The following is a 20,622-nucleotide window of genomic DNA, read 5'->3' on the forward strand; positions in this document are numbered from 1 at the left end:
TTACGCTTTCGGTGCGACATCTTCGCCAAACCATTTGATCGACAGTTTGCTCAGCGTTCCGTCTTTGATCATTGAGTCCAGCGCCTGATTCAGCACCTGCTGCAGCTCACTGTTGCCTTTGCGCAGACCAATCGCCGAGCCTGCACCCAGCACACCGCCGGAGAAGCCATAGCCGCTGCTGCTGATCGCCTCGCTGTGTTTTTTCACAAACGCGTTGAGGTTAGTACGTGAAGCCATGACCGCATCAACCCGGCCATTCATCAGGTCAGCAAAGGTTTCAGGACCGGCCTGATAGGTACGGATAGTGGCAACATCGCCCAGGTATTTCTGCAGGAAGTCCGCCTGAATAGTGGCGACCTGCACCGCAATGGTTTTGCCTTTAAACGTGGTTTTCAGATCGTCGATGGCTTTTTTCATACCGGCGTCGTCATCCGCCGTAACTACCGTGCCGCTGCCTGGCAGCGTGGCCAGCGGGCTTTTTTTCGCGGTCACGAAGCTGGAGATGCTGACGGTGTACTGGTGGGTGAAATCGATCGCCTCAGCGCGCTTAGGCGTCACGGTCACCGCGTCGATGACCGCATCATATTTGCCGTCGATCAGGCCCGGGATCATGCCTGACCATTTCTGGGGGATGATTTCATATTTAAAGCCCGCACGCTTAGCCAGCTCCGCCACCATATCCGGCTCGTAACCGACAATTTTGCCGCCCGGCGTGGTCTGGTTAAACGGAGGGTAAGCTGCTTCGGTGGCAAACTTCAGTGTGCCGAAATCTTTCGCCTGGCTGAACGCAGACGTGGCGAGCAGCGCCACGGTCAGAGACGCCTTAAGCAGGCGGTTACGCATCATCATATACACCTCATTTCTTTATTATTAAGAGAGCAAATCAATAGCAAGGCGGGTCAGCGCCTGCGTCCCGGCGGCAATACTGCGTTCATCCGGCTGATAGTCGGAGTTATGCAGATGATCGTCACGGCCCGGCGTCGCCGATCCAATATGAATCTGGCAACCCGGCACCCGTTCCGTAAACAGTGAAAAATCTTCAGCCCCAAAGCTGGCGCTGGGCTGCGCGATGATGGCCTTATCAAACTGATGCGACAGAATCTGCTCCAGGTCATCGATGAGGCGATCATCGTTCATTAACGGGGGAACACCCCGCTGGAAATTCACCTCTACCCGAACGTTCTGCGCCAGCGCCACACCCTCGCACATCCGTTTGAATGACGCTTCCATCGCCGCCCGCACTTCGGGCGATTTGGTGCGGATAGTGCCCTGAAACAGACAGCTGTCAGGAATGATGTTGTGGGTGGTGCCACCCTGAATGTGCCCGATGGTTAATACGGCGGAGTGCGCAGGATCGCGCTCACGCGAGATGAGGGTCTGTAGCTGGCTGATGAGATGCACCGTGGCAATAATCGGGTCGGTGCCCATATGCGGTCGGGCCGCGTGGGTCGACACGCCATGAACCGTAACGTCAAATTCGTCACTGGAGGCCGTACTGGCTCCGCGCGTCAGGGCGACGTCACCAGCAGCCAGTTCAGGTTTGTTATGAAGGGTTACGGCCCAGTCAATGCCGTCTGCCACGCCGTCAGCAATCATCGCTTCAGCGCCACTTTCTGGCGTCTCTTCGGCGGGCTGGAATATCAGCCGGACGCGGCCTTTTAGCTGCTGACGATAGTGTGGCAGGATTGTCGCCACACCCAGCATCGTCGCCGTGTGAATATCATGACCACAGGCGTGCATTTTCCCGGCATAGCGGCTGGCAAAAGGTAAGCCGGTCTGTTCGTGAATCGGCAGCGCGTCCATATCTGCACGCAATAGCAGTGTCTTACCCGGCTCTGCGCCGTCAATATCCACCACGACACCACTGCGGCCCACGCCGGTCCGGGGATGCAATCCCAGCGCCTGCAGGTAATCGGTGACCAGACTGGCAGTGCGCAGCGTATCGAAGCCTAATTCCGGATGCGCATGAATATCACGCCGAATCGCCACTAATTGCGATTCAATCTCTTTTACTCTGGCTTTTAATTCCCCGGCCAGTTGTGCTTTTTCCTGATTCATCGCAGCCCCGGTAACAGGAGGTCGGCAGCCCTGTGCCGCCCCTCTTTTTAATCTCATCCTGACGTTGGATGGTGGTGACCGTTTATTTATTCACAGCACGTCACAGAAAGCAACGCGTTATAACCTGAGAACAATCATTATAAATCAGTAGCTTATACCTAATTATTGGAAAGCCGTATGAGATAGCAGCGGATCAGCAATATTATTAATAATTCGCCGCGCAACATAACTTTCCCTACTTTTTAAACGGTGTAATTCCGCGTATTTCTGAAATTAAATAAAAAAGTCTGTCAGTATTTCCGCTAATTTTTCCGGTTGTTCATCGGGAATAAAATGGCCGCAGTCGGTAATCTTTTCACTGCTTACCTGTAGCGCCACGGCGCGTAACGGCGTCGCCATATCAGGTATTGATCCCTGGTCGGCACTCACTGCCAGCAGCGGTACGGCCAGTTTGCCCTTTAGCGCACGCTGACGATTCTGCTCTGCCGACTGCGTGAATGCGCGGTAAAAAGCCAGACCGGCACGCAACGCGCCGGGTTGCTGAAAGACGCGCAGGTATTCATGACGGGCGACTGCATCAATGTGATGGGGATTAGCGGCCTTGCGGTTAAAAAACCAGTCGAGGTAAACCGCCTCTCTGCCGGTGATGAGGGCCTCCGGTAAATCATCCACGCAGTGAAAGCCGAAATGCCAGGTTTTCCAGGCGCTTTCACCGGTCATCGGCAGCAGGTCAGGCAGGGTGATACCGGGAATGCCGCCATCCAGCAGCGCAAGACGGCTGACCTTATCGGGATGGCCCGCCGCCAGTGACCAGGCGATCCATGCTCCAATGTCATGACCGGCCAGATGAAAGCGTTCGATGCCCAGCTGATGCAGCAGCGCCACTATGCACGCTGCCACGCTGTCAGTGTCATAGCCGTCCGCCGGGAAGTCTGAATCCCCCTGCCCTGGCAGGTCTGGTGCGATCACATGAAAGCGGCTGGCAAGGCGGGGAATGACCTCTCGCCAGGCATAACTGCTTTGCGGAAAACCGGCGAGCAGCACCACCGTGTCTGCCTGTTTACTGCCTGCGCTAAGGTAATGCAAGCGATGTGAATCAACATGGATAAAGTGATGCTGATAAGCGGGCTGAGAATGCATAAAACCTCCGGTTATAAAGGAAATGATCATTTCCTTAATGAGCAAAAAATTTAGTCGAGCAGCTTCAGCGCCAGCGGGATGACGCTGCTGTCGGGCCGGGTAGCCGCCACTTTACCGGCTACCCGCATCCCCAGCACGATGCAGAGCATCAGGGACGCGGTGGCCCTGCAATCCACAGCAGTATTCACCGAGCCATCCTGCTGACCCAGCCTGATAATCTGCTGCAGGTTCTGCTGATTGCGCATCAGCGCAGCGCTGACCGCTTCGGCCAGTTCCTCATCCAGCGTCTGCAACTCCAGGGCGCTGACCGCGACCAGACAGCCGCGCTCCCCTTCAACATCGCGCACTGACTCTACGTAAAAAGTCAGCAGCGCGGCCAGTTGCTCACGACCGTTTTCACACCCGGCCAGCCGTGTAGCTAAAGCGCCGTTACGCAGTGAAAGATAACGCGCCAGGACCGCAGCAAACAGTGTGCGCTTATCGCTAAAGGCTTTATAGATGCTGCCGGTGGTCAGCTGCATTGCCTGGCTCAAATCGCCAATCGACGCGGCGTGATAACCCTTTTGCCGGAAAACCAGCATTGCACTGTCCAGCGCTGCATCGGTGTCAAATGCGCGTGGTCGTCCCCGATCTTTATAACGACTGTCATTCATGGAGGGCACCATTAGGAAATGATCATTTCCATTAAAATAGACGGTTCTGTCTGGCAAAAAAAGCATTTTTTATGCTGGCGTTAAGCAGGAATGCTAATCCTTCATATTCCTGTCCCATGCCCCACCCTCTGACCTGACGCAAAACAGTGAAGCGAATGCCTCATCTATACTGCAGCTTATCTTTGCTGAAGGAGCCCAATCATGGGACTGAGCTGGTTTACTCTCTGGCCGCCACTGGCACGCGTGCTGTTCATTCTCACCTGTCTCACTATTATTCTGACCGGACTCTATCTGGCGGCACCGCTGATTAATCAGGTACTGCTGGCGATGTTACTGGCCATCATGCTTGATCCACTGATTACCCGGCTGGATAAAAAGCGGATACCCCGAATTGTTTCATCACTGCTGGTGATTATGCTGATGCTGATGATCATGGTGGTCACCACCCTCAAATTAACCGCACTCACGCCGGATTTAATGCAGCTCAGCCGCCAGGCCCCCTTGCTGCTGGCCGCGCGTCTGGAACAGCTGACGCTGGCGTTTGCCCGGCTCGACATTGGTATGACACCCGACCAGCTGCTGACCTTTGTGGATGCAGGTGCGATAGTGCGCATCGTTACAGCGTTTCTGACGCAGATTCCAGGCGTGATCTCCTGGTGGATCATGGTCTTCCTGATGCTGCTGTTTATGCTCTATGAGATGCCTCTGCTGAAAGCGGCGCTGCAACAGCGGATACAGGGTAAACATCAGGCTTTTTATCTGGCGCTGCAGGAGGGGATTCAGAGCGTCATTGTTTATGCCAGAGTGAAAACGCTGACCAGTATTCTGGGCGGGCTGATAGTCGGCGTGGGAGCGCATCTGATTGGGCTGAAGTTTGCCTTTTTCTGGGGCGTGCTGATGTTTATCTTTAATTACGTGCCGGTGCTGGGCTCCTTTCTGGCCGCCATTCCACCGGTGATCCAGAGCTACATTCTTTTCGATTTGCAGGTCGCGCTGGCAGTAGCGGGATTCTTTGTGGTGCTGAACCTTTGCCTGAGTTCGGTGATCGAACCGCTGCTGATTGGAAAGCGGCTGAATCTGGCGCTGACCACGCAGCTGCTGGCGTTTCTGTTCTGGCAGGCGTTACTGGGGATTACGGGCGGGATACTGGCCATTCCATTGACCTATCTGATTAAAAAGGTCCTGCTGGCGAGCTATCCGCAGCAGGACCCGGAGGCGGAATTAACGCAGTGATGGCGTCTTCACCCGCCATGCGCGGGTGAGGCGTTTCTCGATTTCCACCACGATGAAGATGGCGACACTGACAATCAGCGAAATCAGCCAGTAGTTAACCGGCAGTGGGCGCGTACCGAACAGGGTGTTCATTAATGGCACATAGATAATGATCGCCTGAAGGACAATGAGCACCAGCGTTACCAGCCAGATCCCGCGGTTTTTCAGCAGGCCGCGATCCAGTGAGAAGCCGTCAGAATTACGGCAGTTAAGCATGTAAACCCACTGTGCGGTAACCAGCATCTGCAGCAGCACGGTGCGGATAAACTCGGGACTGTAGCCTCGCGGTTGCAACCAGGCTTCCAGCACAAAGGCGCTGATTGAAATCAGCAGGCCAACAAACACCACGCGCCAGATAGCATACGCATCCATCACATGTGCTTTAACATTGCGCGGTGGCCGACGCATCACATTGGATTCAGCAGGCTCAAACGCCAGACCAAACGACAGCGTGGCAGAGGTTGCCATGTTCATCCACAGAATCTGTACCGGGGTTAACGGCAGCAGATTGCCCATCAGAATCGCGATAATAATCAGCAAACCCTGCGCAAGGTTGGTGGGCATGATAAACAGAATGGTTTTTCTGAGGTTGTCGTAAACCCGGCGTCCCTCTTTGACTGCAGCCGCGATGGTGGCGAAGTTATCGTCGGCCAGAATCATATCGGCCGCCTCTTTTGTCACCTCCGTCCCCTTGATGCCCATCGCAATGCCGACGTTGGCCTGTTTCAGGGCCGGTGCGTCGTTGACGCCGTCGCCGGTCATGCCGACGATCTCACCGCTCGCCTCCAGTGCTTTCACCAGACGCAGTTTATGTTCCGGGCTGGTGCGGGCAAAAATGTCATAATTTCTGGCGGCGTCGGCCAGTTCGGCATCGCTCATGTGTTCAAGCTGGTAACCGGTGATGGCGGCCTGACTGTTGCCGATGCCCAGCATCTGACCAATCGCCATTGCGGTTTCCTGATGGTCACCGGTGATCATTTTGACGCGAATGCCCGCTTTCTGGCACTCGTCAATGGCGGCAATGGCTTCCGGACGAGGTGGATCCATCATGCAGGCCAGACCCAGCAGCACCATGTCACTTTTCAGATCGGCATGATCCAGCGCGGTAACAGGGGCAGACGTTCGTTTCCAGGCGGCGGCGACGGTGCGCAGCCCTTCGCTGGCGTAGGTGGTGATAGCGGCATCCCAGTAAGCACGGTCAATCGGTTCGGCACCGTCCGGGGTCTGCTGCTGCTGACACAGCGTCAGCAGCACGTCTGGCGCACCGGTCAGCAGAACATAAGATTCCCCGTCAGCCACACAGCTGACCGACATATATTTATACAGGGAATCAAACGGCAGTTTGCTCACCACCTCGACGGGCTGTGGGGCCGTCATTCCCTTGGCCGCCAGCACTTTCAGCGCGCCTTCCGTCGGGCCGCCAACAATCGTCCAGTGCCCCTGACTTTCCTGACGCAGCTGGCTCTCATTACAGGTGTCTACCGCGTGCAGGAACTGCTGAAACAGCGGATCCTGTGCCGCGCCCGTGCCCGTGGTTTCACCCTGCTCCGCCACAATTTCCCCTTTGGGTTCGTAGCTGTTTCCACTGACGCGCCAGCGGCTCTTCGCCAGTACCACCGCTTTCACCGTCATCTCATTCATGGTGAGCGTGCCGGTTTTATCGGAGCAGATCACGGACATGGCGCCCAGGGTTTCCACGGTCGGCAGCTTGCGGATAATCGCGTTAGTGCGCGCCATCGACTGTACGCCCAGCGACAGAATAATGGAGATAATGGCAGGCAGACCTTCCGGCACGGCAGCAACCGCCAGGCTGATGACGGAAAGTGAAAGCTCACCGAGGGGGATGTCACGCAGCAGGTAGCCGAAGATAAACAGGGCGACCATCATCAGCAGGATGATGAAAAAGATCGCTTTACCGAGTTTGTCGATCTGCACCAGCAGCGGGGTTTTGGCCTCTTTAATGCCGCTGATCATTTCATTGATGTGACCCAGTTCAGTATCACCGCCGCTGGCAATGACCACGCCAGAGGCGGTGCCGGAACTGACGGTGGTGCCGGAGAAAGCCAGATTCAGACGGTCACCCAGCGATTTTTCACCGCTCAGCGTGTCAATGTTCTTCGACACCACCGTTGATTCGCCGGTGAGAATCGCCTCTTCCACCCGCAGGTTATTGACTTCAAACAGTCGCAGGTCAGCCGGGATTTTGTCGCCGGGACGTAACATCACAACATCGCCGACGACGATGTCGTGCGTGGCAACAGTCACCTGTTTGCCATCCCGCACCAGCATCGCTTCACTGGCAAGCATGTTCTGAATGCTTTTCAGTGATTTCTCGGCATTGTTTTCCTGAATAAAGCCGATCAGGGCATTGATAACGGCCACGCCGATAATGACAAAGGTATCAACCCAGTGGCCCATCAGCGCCGTTATCACCGCCGCGGCCAGCAGAATATAAATCAGCACATCTTTAAAATGGGCGATAAATTTGAGCAGCGCAGATTTTTCCGCTTTTTGCGGCAGCGCATTTGGTCCCTGTTTCTGCAGACGTTCCTGTGCGTCAGCAGTCGATAATCCTGCCGGTGAGCTTTGCAGGTCAGAAAATATCTCTGTCACACTACGCTGATACGCGGGGCGCTCAGATAAAGCTAACGCTTTATCCTGCTTATCATTATTTAGCATATATACCTCGTGCCATTTAGCGATGAATTAAAGGCGCAATTAAAAGACATGCATTTTGCGGGAAGCCGCCCCCGCCGGTAATGACCGATATCATATTTAGGTAAGAAACGTCTGATGGATAACATAAAATGGCTAAATTAAATCTAACCTATATTATGAGAAAGACAACGTTGTTTTTGTTTAGCTAAAGTTTAAGTATGCTGATGCAGTGTGCTTCGGCTTATACTCTGGCTCGAAAAAGGAAACTCTGATGAAAAAACAGAGCATTATCATGCTTTGCGGTTTCGTTATTCTCGCGGTCACCGCAACCACATTAGTGGGCTTACTGACCTGGCTGGTGGTCTCTCAGATGGCCGCGTAGCCCGATTCAGACGACGCGGCCCTGCCGTCTCGTTAAACGAACATGACGAATATTAAAAATATTTTTATCCCGGTTGCGATAAGCACCAGGCTAATGACGCCTTAACGCTTATTAAACCGCAGTGTAATAGCTGATGTTAAGGCGAATAAAATGATTAAACGCAAGGTTATCCCTGTTTTTCTCTGTTGCTTATTTATGACAGCGTGCGATGAGAAAAAAGAACCGGACGCACCCCCGCCCCGCGTAATAAAAGTTTTCACCCTTGAGCCGGACGTAGCGCAGAATATCCGGGTTTTTCCTGCACGTATTCAGGCGGGTGATAATACCGATCTCGCATTTAAACGGGCAGGCCAGCTGATTCAGCTCGATATGCGCGACGGAACACCTGTAAAAGCGGGACAGGTGCTTGCCACGCTTAACGATACAGATGCCAGACTGCGGGTGCGCGATCGGCAGACCGCACTGCAACTGGCTGAGCGACAATTTCAGCGCTTTAACACTCTGGCCCAGCGCAGCGCCGTTTCAGCCTCTGAAATGGATGTGCAGCGCGCTAACCGCGATGCCGCCGCAACCGCACTGAAAATCGCTCAGGAAGAGTTGCAGTTTCTGACTCTGCGCGCACCGTTCGATGGGGTGATTGCCAGAGTGCAGGCGCGTAATCATCAGGTGATAGCCGCCGGTCAGCCGATTGCGCTGCTGACCCGAACCGATTTGCTCGACGTCATTTTTACGCTTCCTGAAACCCTCTTCACCAGCCTGGATATCCAAAACGTTAATTATCAGCCTGAAGTGCAGTTTAACGCGCTGCCAGGCCGCTTTTTCACTGCGCAATACAAAGAGCACACCAGCCAGACCGATGCTGCCACGCTGACCTGGCAGGTGGTGCTGACCATGCCGCGTCCGGCCGATCTCCCTGGCGTTGCGGGTCTCAGCGGCTCGGTGCGCGTGAAGCTGCACGACCTGCCGAATGCGCCTGCGTCACCACGACTGGTTGTGCCGGCTGCTGCCGTATTTAACCCCGATCGCAGCCCCACTAATCAGCCGCACGTCTGGCTGGTTGAGCAGGATGGCGACGCGCTGCGCATTAAAGATCGGCCCGTTGAGGTGGGTCGTCTTACCGCGCAGGGCATTGAAATCATTGGCGGGCTTAAGCCGGGCGATCGCATTGTTGCCGCCGGTGTGGGTGAATTGCGTGACGGTGAAGCGGTGCGCATCTGGCAGCGTGAGCGGGGGTTATAATGCGTATTCAGGAGCATTTTCTTGATAAACCCATTCGCATCTGGATGGTGATTCTGCTGCTGGGCGTGGGCGGCATCTATGCCCTGCTGAACATTGGCCGCCTTGAAGATCCGCTGTTCACCATCAAATCGGCCCTCATTGTCACCCACTATCCCGGCGCGTCAGCCCAGCAGGTTGAAGAAGAGGTGACGCTGCCGCTGGAAAATGCGCTGCAACGCCTGCCGTCCCTGGACACTGTCACGTCGATCTCCGGCAATGGCCTGTCGCAGATTACCGTTAATATTCACACCCGCTATCTGGCCGATCAGCTGCCGCAGATCTGGGATGAGCTGCGCCGTCGCGTTGGCGATGCGGCCCGGCAGTTCCCGCCTGGCGTGCAGGCTCCACTGGTGAACGACGACTTCGGCGATGTGTATGGCTACTTCTTCGTCATCCACGGCAAAGACTTTACGAACGGCGAACTGCGCAATTATGCCGACCAGCTGCGGCGCGATCTGGTGCTGGTGCCGGGCGTGGCGAAAGTCGCGGTAGCGGGCGTTGAGCAGGAGGAGATCCGCATCGCCCTTTCGGCCAGCAAAATGACCGCCTATGGCATGACGCCGCAGCGCATCGCCGATCTGCTGAGCCGGAACAACAGCGTTGCCAGTGCCGGTTCGCTGCGTGTTGACAGTGAATCGATCCGTTTTCACGCCACTGGCGAGCTGCAGACGCTGGACGACCTGGCGAATCTGCCCATTCTGCCTGCGGGCAGCCCGCAGAACGTGCATCTGCGCGATATCGCGACCCTGACGCGGGGTGTTACCGATAATCCGGCCAATATTTATTTTGCCGATGGTGAAGCGGCCCTGGCAATCGGCATTTCGTTCGCGCCAGGCGTGAATGTGATTGATGTTGGCGATGCGCTGACTGCGAAGATGGCCCACTATCAGCAGGATACTCCCGCCGGGATCAGCCTGAAGGTGTTCTACAACCAGGCGCATGAGGTGAAGCAGTCCGTTGATGGCTTTATCCTCAACTTTCTGATGGCGCTGGCGATTGTGGTGGGCACCCTGCTGCTGTTTATGGGTCTGCGCAGCGGCATGGTTATTGCCGCATCACTGGCACTTAACGTGCTCGGCACGTTACTGATCATGTACCTGTTTAAACTTGAACTGCAGCGGGTGTCGCTGGGCGCGCTGATTATTTCGCTCAGCATGCTGGTGGATAATGCCATCGTCGTGGTGGAAGGGGTGAAGATTGACCACCAGCGCGGGCACCCTCTGCAGCAGGCAATAACCCGCATGGTGCGCCGCACTGCCCTGCCCCTGCTGGGCGCGACGGTTATTGCGATTCTCGCCTTTGCACCGATTGGCCTGTCGCAGGACTCAACCGGCGAATACTGCAAATCCCTGTTCCAGGTGCTGCTGATATCCCTGATGCTGAGCTGGGTCACGGCGCTGACGCTGACCCCGGTATTGATTAACTGGAGCGAGAAACGCCGTAACGCAGCTCAGTCCGGGAAAACTGACGTGTCCGAACCTTATCAGGGCATCGTTTTCCGCCTCTACCGTCAGGCGCTGGGCGGCCTTTTACGTTTTCGCTTTATTACGCTGACGGTGATGATAGCGCTTCTGGCGCTGTCGCTTTATGGCTTTACCCTGGTGAAGCAGAATTTTTTCCCGTCATCCAGTACACCGGTCTTTTTCACCGATCTCTGGCTGCCCTATGGCACCGACATCCACTACACCGCAGACACGGCGGCAGAAATTGCCCGCTTTATTAATCAGGATGCGGATGTGGCGGCGACAGTCACGACGGTTGGCCAGGGCGCACTGCGCTTTACCCTGACGTATGACGCGGCGCGCCAGTACAGCAACTTCGCGCAGATTATGGTGCGCGTTAAAGACGCCCGGCAGCTGGATGCGCTGGCGCTGAAAACCGAGGAGTATATCGAGCAGAATTTTCCGCAGGTGAATCAGCGTATCAAACGTATTCAGTTTGGCAGCGCCAGTGACAGTGCAATTGCCCTGCGGGTAATCGGTCCCGATCCGGAAGTGCTGCGCCATATTGGCAGCCAGCTGGATGCGATTTTCCTGGCGGATGGCTCAACGTTCCCGGTGCGTAACGACTGGCAGGAGCGCAGCAAAGTGATCCGTCCCGTCTATTCGGCACTGCGTGGTCAGGAGCTGGGCATCGACAAGCGCGATATCGATCAGGCGCTAAGAATGAACTTCAGCGGCGATGCCGTGGGCATTTTCCGTGACGGATCACGGCTGATGCCGGTCATGCTCTATCCGGCTGATGAAGCGCGGCAGAGTGTTGATCACATCGACAATATTCAGCTCTGGAGCGCTGCACTTCAGCACTTTGTGCCGCTGAGCAATGTGATTTCTGACTTCCGGCTGGAGTGGGAAAATCCGCTGATTATGCGGCGTGACCGCACGCGTGTGCTGACGGTGCAGACCGACCCCGATCCCGCCTCAGGATTAACCTCCGCGCAGGTGGTGGCGCGGGTTCAGCCGCAGATCGAGAAGCTCCGACTTCCGGCGGGCTACCGGCTTGAATGGGGTGGCGAACTGGAGAGCTCGCGTGAAGCACAACGTGGCCTGCTGGGTTCGCTGCCGGTGGGCTTTTTGGCGATGTTCATCATTACCGTGCTGATGTTCAACTCGCTGCGTGATGCCGTCGCAATCTGGATCACCGTGCCGCTGGCGATGATTGGTGTCACCTGTGGCTTTTTGATTACCGGTATTCCGTTTGGTTTTATGGCACTGATAGGGCTGCTCAGTCTGTCAGGCATGCTGATCCGCAACGGGATCGTGCTCATTGAGGAGATCAGGCTGTTCCGTCAGGAAAAAACGATGCAGCAGGCGATTGTTGATGCGGCGACTTCACGTCTGCGTCCTATCCTGCTGACCGCCTTTACCACCGTGCTGGGCCTGCTGCCGCTGCTGCGCGATGTCTTTTTCCAGAGCATGGCGGTGGTGATTATTTTTGGTCTGGGATTCGCGACGGTACTGACCCTGCTGGTACTGCCGGTGATCTATCGCTGCTTCCACGGACGGGAGGCGCACGGTGAATAAGACCGGACTGGCAATGCTGAAGACGCTGGCCTGTATCACCGCCGTGTCGTTTTTCACGCTGTATCAGAGTTACGACAGCTACCATTACGATGTTAATCTGACGCTGAATGTGCTGAGTTTTATTTCGACGATCGCCACGCCGCTCTATTTCCTGCTCAGTGGCTATCTTGATGCAGGCGAACTGCACACACCCGCGTGGCAGCTCGGCAAAATTCGCCGCATCATGCTGATTTTCATCTTCTGGTTCAGCTTTTTCTGGTTTGCCGGGATGCATCACAAAGGCTACCTGATTCAGCCGTGGTTCGTGATTGCGCTGATTGTCATTTACGTCTCGCATCCGCTGATCGACCGGCTGATTCAGCGGCCTGGCGTCATGGCAGCAGGGATTGTGCTGCTGCTGGTGCTGGCCTTTGCTTATGACCTGCTCGCCAGCCTCTACCCAGGCCAGCGGGCCTTTTCGCTTCTGCCGCAGTACCGAATCTGGACCTGGGTGCTTTATTACCTTACCGGCCGGCTGATGGCTGCGCCACGTGTGATGCAGTTGCTGACATCACCCGGCGTCATAAAGATCAGCCTGCTGCTGCTGCCCGCGGTGTATCTCTTTACCTGGCTGTATGAGCGTTATTACTTTATTGCGCGTTTTCTGGCGACCCACAACGAGGTGGTGCTGACGGGCTCACAGGTTTATGTGCTGGTGGTGCTGATCGTCATCAGCATCAACGCCATCCGGCTGCCTGATAAAGCTCAGTGGCTGACCTCATTTCTGACCACTCTTGGTAAGACCATGACCGGCGTTTATATCCTGCATTACCTGATTTTTGGTGTGCTGGCGGCCGTTATCCACATTCAGACCCTGGGCGATAAGCTGCTGGTTATCGCCCTGACGCTGATCTTCTCCATGGCGCTGTCACTGCTGCTGTTGCGCATCCCCGGCGTCAGTAAGCTGATCAGCCTGTAATCGCGACGCGGCACGCTCAGTTGCGGCACGGCGCATGGCAATGAACTCAGCCATTTTCGCCCGCGCCTGCTCCACGTCCTCTGGCGGCGCGGTCAGCGGAGAGCCGCAGGTAAACGGCGGTTCGGGATCGTATTCCATCTGCAGCTGAACCGCTCTGGCAATCGCGTCCCCGGCGATTTCCGCCACCAGTGTCAGCGCAAAATCGATGCCGGAGGTGACGCCCGCGCCGCTGATACGATTACGGTCGCGTACGACCCGCTGACTCACCGGCTCCGCACCCAGCAAAGCCAGTTGGTCAACGGAACTCCAGTGGGAAGTGGCACGATACCCCTTTAGCAATCCGGCAGCACCCAGTACCAGTGAACCGCTACAGACCGAGGTGACCCATTGCGCCTGATCAGCCTGTCGTCGCAGAAAATCCAGCGTTTCCTCATCCGACATCAGGGCGATCTGCCCTGGCCCGCCCGGCACACAGATCACATCCAGTGGCGGGCAGTCCTCAAAGGTGGTGGTGGGCAATATCGACAGGCCACGATCGGAACGGACCGGCTGACGATCTTTCCAGATCAGATGGCACACGACGCCGGGCGTGCGCACAAACACCTCCCACGGGCCGGTTAAATCAAGCTGGGTAACATCAGGGAACAGTAACAGACCAATCTGCAGGGGGCGATTCATGTGTGAACTCCGGAATAATGTTGAATCTTCATCATGCCGTGATGCCATATTGGATAGCAATCACGGGCGCTGTTACGCTCCTGGCATCTTCAGGAAGTGAAAGCGGGTTTCCCGGACCAGGTATTGAAACGTCAGGAGGCTCAGGGCACGCCGAGAAAACGCAATAGCGCGGTCATCATTGCCGCTCCCAGAATAATGACAATCAGCGGTGCCCGACGCCAGGCGAGCAACAGGGCAAAACTCACCCCCGCCACCCGTGCCACACCGGCAAAATGCGGGCCTTCAAACAGCGTTGTCGTCGCTGCGACGGCAAGCAGCAGCACCGTGGCAGCATCGGAAAGCATCTGTTGGGTGCGCTCGCTGATCGGCAGCCGGTTTCCCAGCCTGACCCCTGCAAAGCGCATCAGATAGGTTCCGGCGGCCAGCACGGCGATTCCGGCGATAATCATTCCCTGATGCGTCATTTGCGCGATCTCCATGTCAGCAGCCCCAGCAGCGAGAACAACACCGGCATGCCTGCCGGAACCAGTGGCGTCGCCAGCAATGAGAGCAGCGCGCCGACGGTCGCAGGGATCCGGGCGCGTCGCTGGCGCAATGCCGGAAAGATCAGGGCGATCAGGATGGCCGGGAATACCGCATCCAGGCCGATCACCGAGACATCCGGAATAAACTGCCCAATCGCCGCCCCGGTCATGACGCTCACCGGCCAGATAAAGCCGATACCGATGCCGCACAGCCAGTACGCGCTGCGACGCTGGGCAAGCTGCGGCTGGGAGATACCGAACACCACGCTTTCATCATTCATGATATGACAGCCAAACCAGCCCTTCGGGCCCTGTCCGACCAGATCCCGGACCGCAATGCCAAACGGCAGATGACGCGCATTCACCAGCAGGCCGGCAGCGGCGGCGGTAAACGGACTGCCGCCACCAGCCACGATGCCGATAAACAGAAATTCAGACGCCCCGGCCAGTACCAGCGTTGACAGCGCCAGTGGCACCCAGAGCGGAAACCCGTCGGCGACCGCCAGCGAGCCATACGATAAACCGACAATTCCATCAGCCAGGCAGATCAGAAAAATGGCTTTGATCACCCCTTTGTCCAGCAACTGCATTTGCGGAAAAAGCATCACTCTGTCTCATAATGAACGTATAATCCGATATAATGAACAGCGCTGCGGCGTTTTTCAAGGCGAACGTTACGTTCGATATAAAAAACATTTTGTTTTCAGGAGTGCGTTTGAATACCCCTATCAGCATCATTGCCAATGCTTTAGTGCGTGAACGTCAGCGAGCCGGTCTGTCACTGGCTGAAGTGGCGCGCCGCGCAGGGATCGCTAAATCAACGCTGTCACAGCTGGAGGCGGGTAATGGTAATCCGGGCATTGAGACGCTGTGGTCACTGTGCGTGACGCTGAATATTCCGTTTTCGCGTCTGCTGGAGCCGGATGCGCGTCGTCTGCAGGTAATCCGCCGTGGAGAGGGGCTGACGGTTACCGCCGATCTGGCAGACTATCAGGCGGTTCTGCTGGCATCCTGCCCGCCCGGCGTCCGGCGTGATATCTATCTGCTGGAAGTTCAGCCTGGCAGTGAACGCATCTCGCAGCCCCATATTCCCAATACCATTGAGCATATTATTATTGCAAAAGGCCGGGCGCTGGTGGGACCGGTGGACAGCGCGGTCGAGCTGGGCGTGGGTGATTACATTACCTATCCGGGCGATGAGCTGCATATCTTTCGGGCGCTGGAAGCCGATACGCTGGCGCTGCTGGTGATTGAGCACAGCTAGTTACCGCTCAGTCCGTTTCAGCCGGGTCTCTGCGGGTGTGAGGTGCGTGATGAGCTGCACCTCACTGTCCAGTCTGATCGCCGGATAGTGCTCGCGCATTCCCTGCAGCAGTTTCGCATCCGGCCATTCGGCCGCTTTCCCCAGCCTTGCTGCAACCTCGTTTAAGCGCAGTGTCTCGATCTGCGTTACCCAGACAATGACCGTGTCGGCTTCATCCTGCTGGTTCACCAGTGTCAGCGGCCCCGTGACGATCTCACCCTCCTGCCAGCGTACCGTCGAGGTTTTCTTGCCGCGCCTGACAACGGGCATCAGACGAGGGACAAGTGTAAGTTGCTGCATTTCCTCTCCTTTTTTTAAAGCCTGTTTGAGAGCGGACCCGACACCACAAATCCGGATTGAAAATAACGGTATTAATGTTATGTTATAACATATCTTTTAATATCATTTATAGGTAACAGTATGACACTCCCAACGCTGACATCCCAGGATCCCCGTCTGCCGGTTGCGGTTCTCTCCGGTTTTCTTGGTGCCGGGAAAACCACGCTGCTCAACCATATTCTGAATAATCGTGAAGGACGGCGGATCGCTGTCATCGTGAATGATATGTCAGAAATCAATATTGATGCGGCCCTGGTGCGCAACGGCGGTGCAGAGCTGTCGCGCACCGACGAGAAGCTGGTTGAAATGAGTAACGGCTGCATCTGCTGCACGCTGCGTGAAGATCTGCTGCTGGAGGTAAAACGTCTGGCTCAGGCCGGTCGCTTCGATCACCTGGTCATCGAATCAACCGGCATTTCTGAACCGCTGCCGGTTGCTGAAACCTTTACGTTTGAAGATGAAGCGGGTGAAAGCCTGTCAGCCTTTGCCCGGCTGGATAGCATGATTACCGTGGTCGATGGCTTTAACTTTCTGCGCGATTACCGTTCTGTTGACGATCTTCAGTCTCGCGGTGAGTCACTGGGCGCACAGGATGAGCGATCGGTCGTTGATCTGCTGGTCGATCAGATTGAGTTCTGTGATTTGCTGGTGCTGAACAAAACAGATCTGCTCAGCCCGGCGGAACTGCATCAGCTGCAGGGTATGCTGCGTGCGCTCAATCCGCACGCTCTTATGGTGAACAGTACCTTCGGGCAGGTTCCTCTGACGTCTCTGCTGGATACCGGCCGGTTTGATTTTGACCGGGCTGCACAGGCACCTGGCTGGCTGCAGACGCTGCGCGGCGAGCATCAGCCGGAATCGGAGGAGTATGGCATTCGCAACGTTGTCTATCGCGCCCGCCGTCCGTTCCATCCTCAGCGTTTCTGGCAGGTCGTGAACCACCAGCTTGACGGCGTGATCCGCTCTAAGGGTTACTTCTGGCTGGCCACCCGGCCAGAATTTGCGGGCATCTGGTCGCAGGCAGGCGCGGTGGCTCGTCAGGGTTATGCCGGGCGCTGGTGGGTCAGCGTGCCGCGCAACGACTGGCCGCAGGATGCGGATTCACTGAACTTCATCGCTGAACAGTGGCAGGAAGGCACCGGCGATGCGCGTCAGGAGCTGGTGTTAATCGGCATTGATATGGATGAGCAGCGCATTATTGCCGCGCTGGATCACGCGCTGCTGACACCGCAGGAGATGGCGGTAGGGCCTGAGCACTGGATGACGCTGGCCGATCCGGTGCCCGCCTGGTTTGATGAGATTACCGCCTGACACAACGGTTGACGGCACACTGCGGCTCCGCAATAGTGAAACGACCCGGCGGGTGGACGTCACCCGCTGATTTCTGTTCAGGAGAAGCCGGATGCCACAACGTATTGCCGTAATCGGTGCAGGCGTGCTGGGTTTAGCCGTCGCGCAGTCTCTGTCCCGCCGGGGCGCACAGGTTACTGTCTTCGACAAAGGCTTTCCCGGCAGCGGCACCAGCCAGATCAGCTACGCCTGGGTCAATGCCAACGGCAAAGAACCCGATATTTATCATGAACTCAACGTCCGTTCGATAGAGGAGCATAAGCGCTGGCAGACGAGCCACCCTGCTTCGCCTCAGTGGCTGCTGGAAACCGGCACGCTTGAGTGGGCGGCCGACGAAGCAACGTTTCGTCAGCTGGCGCAGCGTGCAGCGAAACTTGCCACGCTGAATTATCCCTGCGAGAAACACGACCGCACCGCCCTGCTGAGAGCCCTGCCAGCATTGCGGCTCGATCCCCGCGTTCAGGAGGCGTGGTTTTTTCCTTCGGAGTGTCTGCTTTATCCCAGCCTGTATATCGCTTCTCTGCTGGCTGACCTGCGTGCCAGCGGCGGTCAGCTGGTCTGCAATAACGAGGTGACGACGCTTAAGGAATCAGGTCGGGATGTGCATCTGACGCTTGCCAGCGGCGATGAGTGGCGCGGAGACCAGCTGGTGCTGGCGACCGGCCGCTGGTCGCCTGAGCTGATGAGCCAGTGCGGGCTTGAACTGGCGATGACCGATTCGAACCGCGCCGATCCGGTTGCCTGCAGTTTTCTGGCACAGACACAGCCGCTGCCCGTCTCGCTTAACTGCAATCTTATCACCCCGGAACTGAATGTCCGGCCGGATGGCGGAGGACGCCTGATGCTGCAGGCACTGGATCTCGATCAGCATGCCGATCCGTCGCGCCCGGCGTCTCCGGATGGGCTGATTGGCAAAGAGATGCTGCGTCGGTTGCGTCGGCTGTTTCACCACGCTGACGGCGCAAGAATTGAGCGGATTGAAACGGGACAGCGGTCGCGCCCGGCAGATGGCTTGCCTGCACTGGGCTACACCAGCGCGTCAGCACGCATTTATCTGATGGTCAGTCATAGCGGCATGACCCTTGCCCCGTTGCTGGGCCGACTGGTGGCGGAGGAGATGCTGAGCGGCACAGCCTCACCGATGCTGAGTGGGTTTACACCCCATCGGTTGCTGCGTCCGCTCAGTGCGGTGGCTAAAACTGCGCCCGCCTATCTTCCGGCTGCGCAGTAAACATCAGCGGCGATTCTTCCACACGGTCTGCACGTTACAGAATTCGTGAACACCAAAGTGTGACAGCTCACGGCCATAGCCGCTTTTCTTCACCCCACCAATGGTCACGCGCGGATCTGACGCGCCGTTTCCATTGATAAATACGGCCCCCACTTCCAGCTGCAGCGCCAGTCGATCGGCAATCTCTTCGTTACCGCTCCAGACGGTAGCACTGAGGCCAAATTCGCTGTCGTTGGCGATTGCCAGCGCATGTTGTGGATCCCGCGCTACGGCAATGGCCGCGACCGGACCAAACAGCTCCTGCGTAAATGCTGTCATGTTGCTGGTAACGTCGGCAAGGATGGTTGGCGCATAATAGTTACCCTGACCTGCCACTTTTTCGCCTCCCAGCACCAGACGCGCCCCTTCACGCAGCGTCGCTTTTACCTGATCATCCAGCTCGTCACGCAGATCGGCACGTGCCATCGGGCCGAGGAAGGTGTTTTCGTCCAGCGGATCGCCCATTTTCAGTGCCTGTACTGCTGCCGTGAAGCGCTTTTCAAACGCTTCGGCGATGGGGGCTTCCACGATAAAGCGTTTGGCCGCCATGCACACCTGCCCGGTATTCTGAAAACGTCCGATGACGGCTGATTTCACCGCTTCATCAAGATCGGCATCCGCCAGCACGATAAAGGGATCGGATCCGCCCAGTTCCAGCACCGTTTTCTTCAGTGCGGCACCCGCCTGCGCCGCGATGGCCGCACCGGCCCGCACGCTGCCGGTAACAGCGACGGCGGCAATCCGGTCATCTTTGATGGCTACCGAGACACCGTCATTATCCACGTTGAGCAGGTTAAAGGCTCCGGCTGGCAGATCGGTTGCCCTGCACAGCTCAGCCATCAGTGTGGCGCTCCCCATGACGTTAGGCGCGTGTTTCAGCAGATAGGTGTTGCCTGACAGTAACATGCTGACTGCGCCCCGCAGAACCTGCCACAGAGGGAAATTCCACGGCATGACCGCCAGGATCACTCCAATGGGACGGAATCGCTGCCACGCATCGGCAATCTGGGTGGGCTGATCGGCCAGCATCGCCGGGCCATGTTCAGCATACCAGTCACATAAATTTGCGCATTTCAGGACTTCAGCGCGGGCCTGGGCGATGGGTTTACCCATCTCCAGCGTAATCATGCGCGAAAGCTCCTGTTCTCTCAGACGGATTTGCTCGCCGAGCTGACGCAGTACGCGTACCCGGTCAGTCATGCTGCTGTTTTTCCAGTCTGCAAAAGCAGAGGCGCTTTCTGCCAGCGTCTGTTCCAGTTCGGTGCTGTTCTGCAGAGGATAGCGTGCCAGAATTTCACCTGTTGCGGGGTTACGTGATAGGGCATGTTCAGTCATGGTGCTGTCTTCCTCATTCGTTCAGTAATTGATAGACGATACGCCCTGTAGTTGATGATGAAAAATGAATAATAGTGAGGAAGTTGTTTATCAATTAAGAATGGCTGGATTACTGGGGTCGTATGAATGAAGCGCGGGATGTTCTGGCAGAGAGTCATGCCATTACGCAGATCGTAAATGAGCCTGAAATGATGCTTCTGTGGCAGTTATCCACTTATACAGTGACACGATCCTAAAAAACGATCCTTAATAGATCATAGAGAGATCCTAAGAGATCCCCGATCGTCGCAGGCCGCACCCCGCAAGGGCTTAAAGGGTGATCGCGTTCACTATAATCAGTAAAGTGTTCACTGTAATCAGTACTTTATTCACTGTACCAGGTAGAATGTTCACTGTAAACA

Annotated in this window: 17 protein-coding genes; 7 read left to right on the forward strand and 10 right to left on the reverse strand. The window is 56.4% G+C overall.

What is annotated here, in order from left to right:
- From N5J69_RS07570 to N5J69_RS07585, 4 genes are all read right to left on the reverse strand, one after another.
- Positions 1 to 849, reverse strand: coding sequence for a transporter substrate-binding domain-containing protein (locus N5J69_RS07570; protein WP_279769257.1), 849 nt, complete (start codon positions 847 to 849; stop codon positions 1 to 3).
- A gap of 21 nt (positions 850 to 870) precedes the next feature.
- Positions 871 to 2,058, reverse strand: a complete 1,188-nt coding sequence (locus N5J69_RS07575; protein WP_279769259.1) for a M20 family metallopeptidase — start codon at positions 2,056 to 2,058, stop codon at positions 871 to 873.
- Between the two features lie 273 nt (positions 2,059 to 2,331).
- Positions 2,332 to 3,198, reverse strand: coding sequence for an alpha/beta hydrolase (locus N5J69_RS07580; protein ID WP_279769260.1), 867 nt, complete (start codon positions 3,196 to 3,198; stop codon positions 2,332 to 2,334).
- 50 nt (positions 3,199 to 3,248) lie between these two features.
- Positions 3,249 to 3,863, reverse strand: a complete 615-nt coding sequence (locus N5J69_RS07585; RefSeq protein WP_279769262.1) for a TetR/AcrR family transcriptional regulator — start codon at positions 3,861 to 3,863, stop codon at positions 3,249 to 3,251.
- 189 nt (positions 3,864 to 4,052) lie between these two features.
- Between N5J69_RS07585 and N5J69_RS07590 the strand changes: the two genes are divergently transcribed.
- Positions 4,053 to 5,084: an AI-2E family transporter gene (locus N5J69_RS07590; RefSeq protein WP_279769263.1), complete on the forward strand. Its 1,032-nt coding sequence runs from the start codon at positions 4,053 to 4,055 to the stop codon at positions 5,082 to 5,084.
- Here N5J69_RS07590 and N5J69_RS07595 read toward each other — a convergent pair.
- Positions 5,073 to 7,802 carry a cation-transporting P-type ATPase gene (locus N5J69_RS07595; RefSeq protein WP_279769264.1) on the reverse strand — a complete coding sequence of 910 codons (2,730 nt, stop codon included), beginning with the start codon at positions 7,800 to 7,802 and terminating at the stop codon, positions 5,073 to 5,075. The genes N5J69_RS07590 and N5J69_RS07595 overlap by 12 nt on opposite strands.
- Before the next feature lie 511 nt (positions 7,803 to 8,313).
- Here N5J69_RS07595 and N5J69_RS07600 point away from each other — a divergent pair.
- From N5J69_RS07600 to N5J69_RS07610, 3 genes are read left to right on the forward strand one after another with little or no spacing between them, the layout of a single operon-like run.
- The gene (locus N5J69_RS07600; protein WP_279769266.1) at positions 8,314 to 9,402 is read left to right on the forward strand and encodes an efflux RND transporter periplasmic adaptor subunit; all 1,089 of its coding nucleotides are present in this window, start codon (positions 8,314 to 8,316) and stop codon (positions 9,400 to 9,402) included.
- Positions 9,402 to 12,464: an efflux RND transporter permease subunit gene (locus N5J69_RS07605; protein ID WP_279769268.1), complete on the forward strand. Its 3,063-nt coding sequence runs from the start codon at positions 9,402 to 9,404 to the stop codon at positions 12,462 to 12,464. Before N5J69_RS07600 ends, N5J69_RS07605 begins: the two co-directional genes overlap by 1 nt.
- A complete protein-coding gene (locus N5J69_RS07610) occupies positions 12,457 to 13,422 on the forward strand; it encodes an acyltransferase family protein (RefSeq protein ID WP_279769269.1) in 966 nt (321 codons plus the stop codon). Before N5J69_RS07605 ends, N5J69_RS07610 begins: the two co-directional genes overlap by 8 nt.
- Here N5J69_RS07610 and N5J69_RS07615 read toward each other — a convergent pair.
- The 3 genes from N5J69_RS07615 to N5J69_RS07625 form a co-directional block, all read right to left on the reverse strand.
- Positions 13,372 to 14,100: a DJ-1/PfpI family protein gene (locus N5J69_RS07615; RefSeq protein ID WP_279769270.1), complete on the reverse strand. Its 729-nt coding sequence runs from the start codon at positions 14,098 to 14,100 to the stop codon at positions 13,372 to 13,374. The genes N5J69_RS07610 and N5J69_RS07615 overlap by 51 nt on opposite strands.
- A gap of 140 nt (positions 14,101 to 14,240) precedes the next feature.
- The gene (locus N5J69_RS07620; protein ID WP_279769442.1) at positions 14,241 to 14,564 is read right to left on the reverse strand and encodes an AzlD domain-containing protein; all 324 of its coding nucleotides are present in this window, start codon (positions 14,562 to 14,564) and stop codon (positions 14,241 to 14,243) included.
- A complete protein-coding gene (locus tag N5J69_RS07625) occupies positions 14,561 to 15,229 on the reverse strand; it encodes an AzlC family ABC transporter permease (protein ID WP_279769271.1) in 669 nt (222 codons plus the stop codon). The genes N5J69_RS07620 and N5J69_RS07625 overlap by 4 nt, the downstream gene beginning before the upstream one ends.
- A 110-nt stretch (positions 15,230 to 15,339) precedes the next feature.
- On the opposite strand from N5J69_RS07625, the gene N5J69_RS07630 reads away from it, so the two are divergent.
- The gene (locus N5J69_RS07630; RefSeq protein ID WP_279769272.1) at positions 15,340 to 15,888 is read left to right on the forward strand and encodes an XRE family transcriptional regulator; all 549 of its coding nucleotides are present in this window, start codon (positions 15,340 to 15,342) and stop codon (positions 15,886 to 15,888) included.
- Here the strand turns inward: N5J69_RS07630 and N5J69_RS07635 are convergent, their stop codons facing one another.
- Positions 15,889 to 16,227, reverse strand: coding sequence for an ASCH domain-containing protein (locus tag N5J69_RS07635; RefSeq protein WP_279769274.1), 339 nt, complete (start codon positions 16,225 to 16,227; stop codon positions 15,889 to 15,891).
- A gap of 120 nt (positions 16,228 to 16,347) precedes the next feature.
- Between N5J69_RS07635 and zigA the strand changes: the two genes are divergently transcribed.
- Positions 16,348 to 17,577, forward strand: a complete 1,230-nt coding sequence (gene zigA / locus N5J69_RS07640) for a zinc metallochaperone GTPase ZigA (RefSeq protein ID WP_279769276.1) — start codon at positions 16,348 to 16,350, stop codon at positions 17,575 to 17,577.
- Between the two features lie 91 nt (positions 17,578 to 17,668).
- Positions 17,669 to 18,847 (forward strand): FAD-binding oxidoreductase, encoded by a 1,179-nt coding sequence (locus N5J69_RS07645; protein ID WP_279769278.1) that lies wholly within the window; start codon positions 17,669 to 17,671, stop codon positions 18,845 to 18,847.
- Between the two features lie 3 nt (positions 18,848 to 18,850).
- On the opposite strand, the gene N5J69_RS07650 is transcribed toward N5J69_RS07645, so the two are convergent.
- Complete coding sequence (locus N5J69_RS07650) at positions 18,851 to 20,221, reverse strand: aldehyde dehydrogenase family protein (RefSeq protein WP_279769280.1); 1,371 nt, start codon at positions 20,219 to 20,221, stop codon at positions 18,851 to 18,853.
- Between the last annotated feature and the right edge of the window lie 401 nt (positions 20,222 to 20,622).

Source organism: Pantoea sp. GD03673 (genome assembly GCF_029844725.1).
Taxonomy (GTDB): domain Bacteria; phylum Pseudomonadota; class Gammaproteobacteria; order Enterobacterales; family Enterobacteriaceae; genus Pantoea.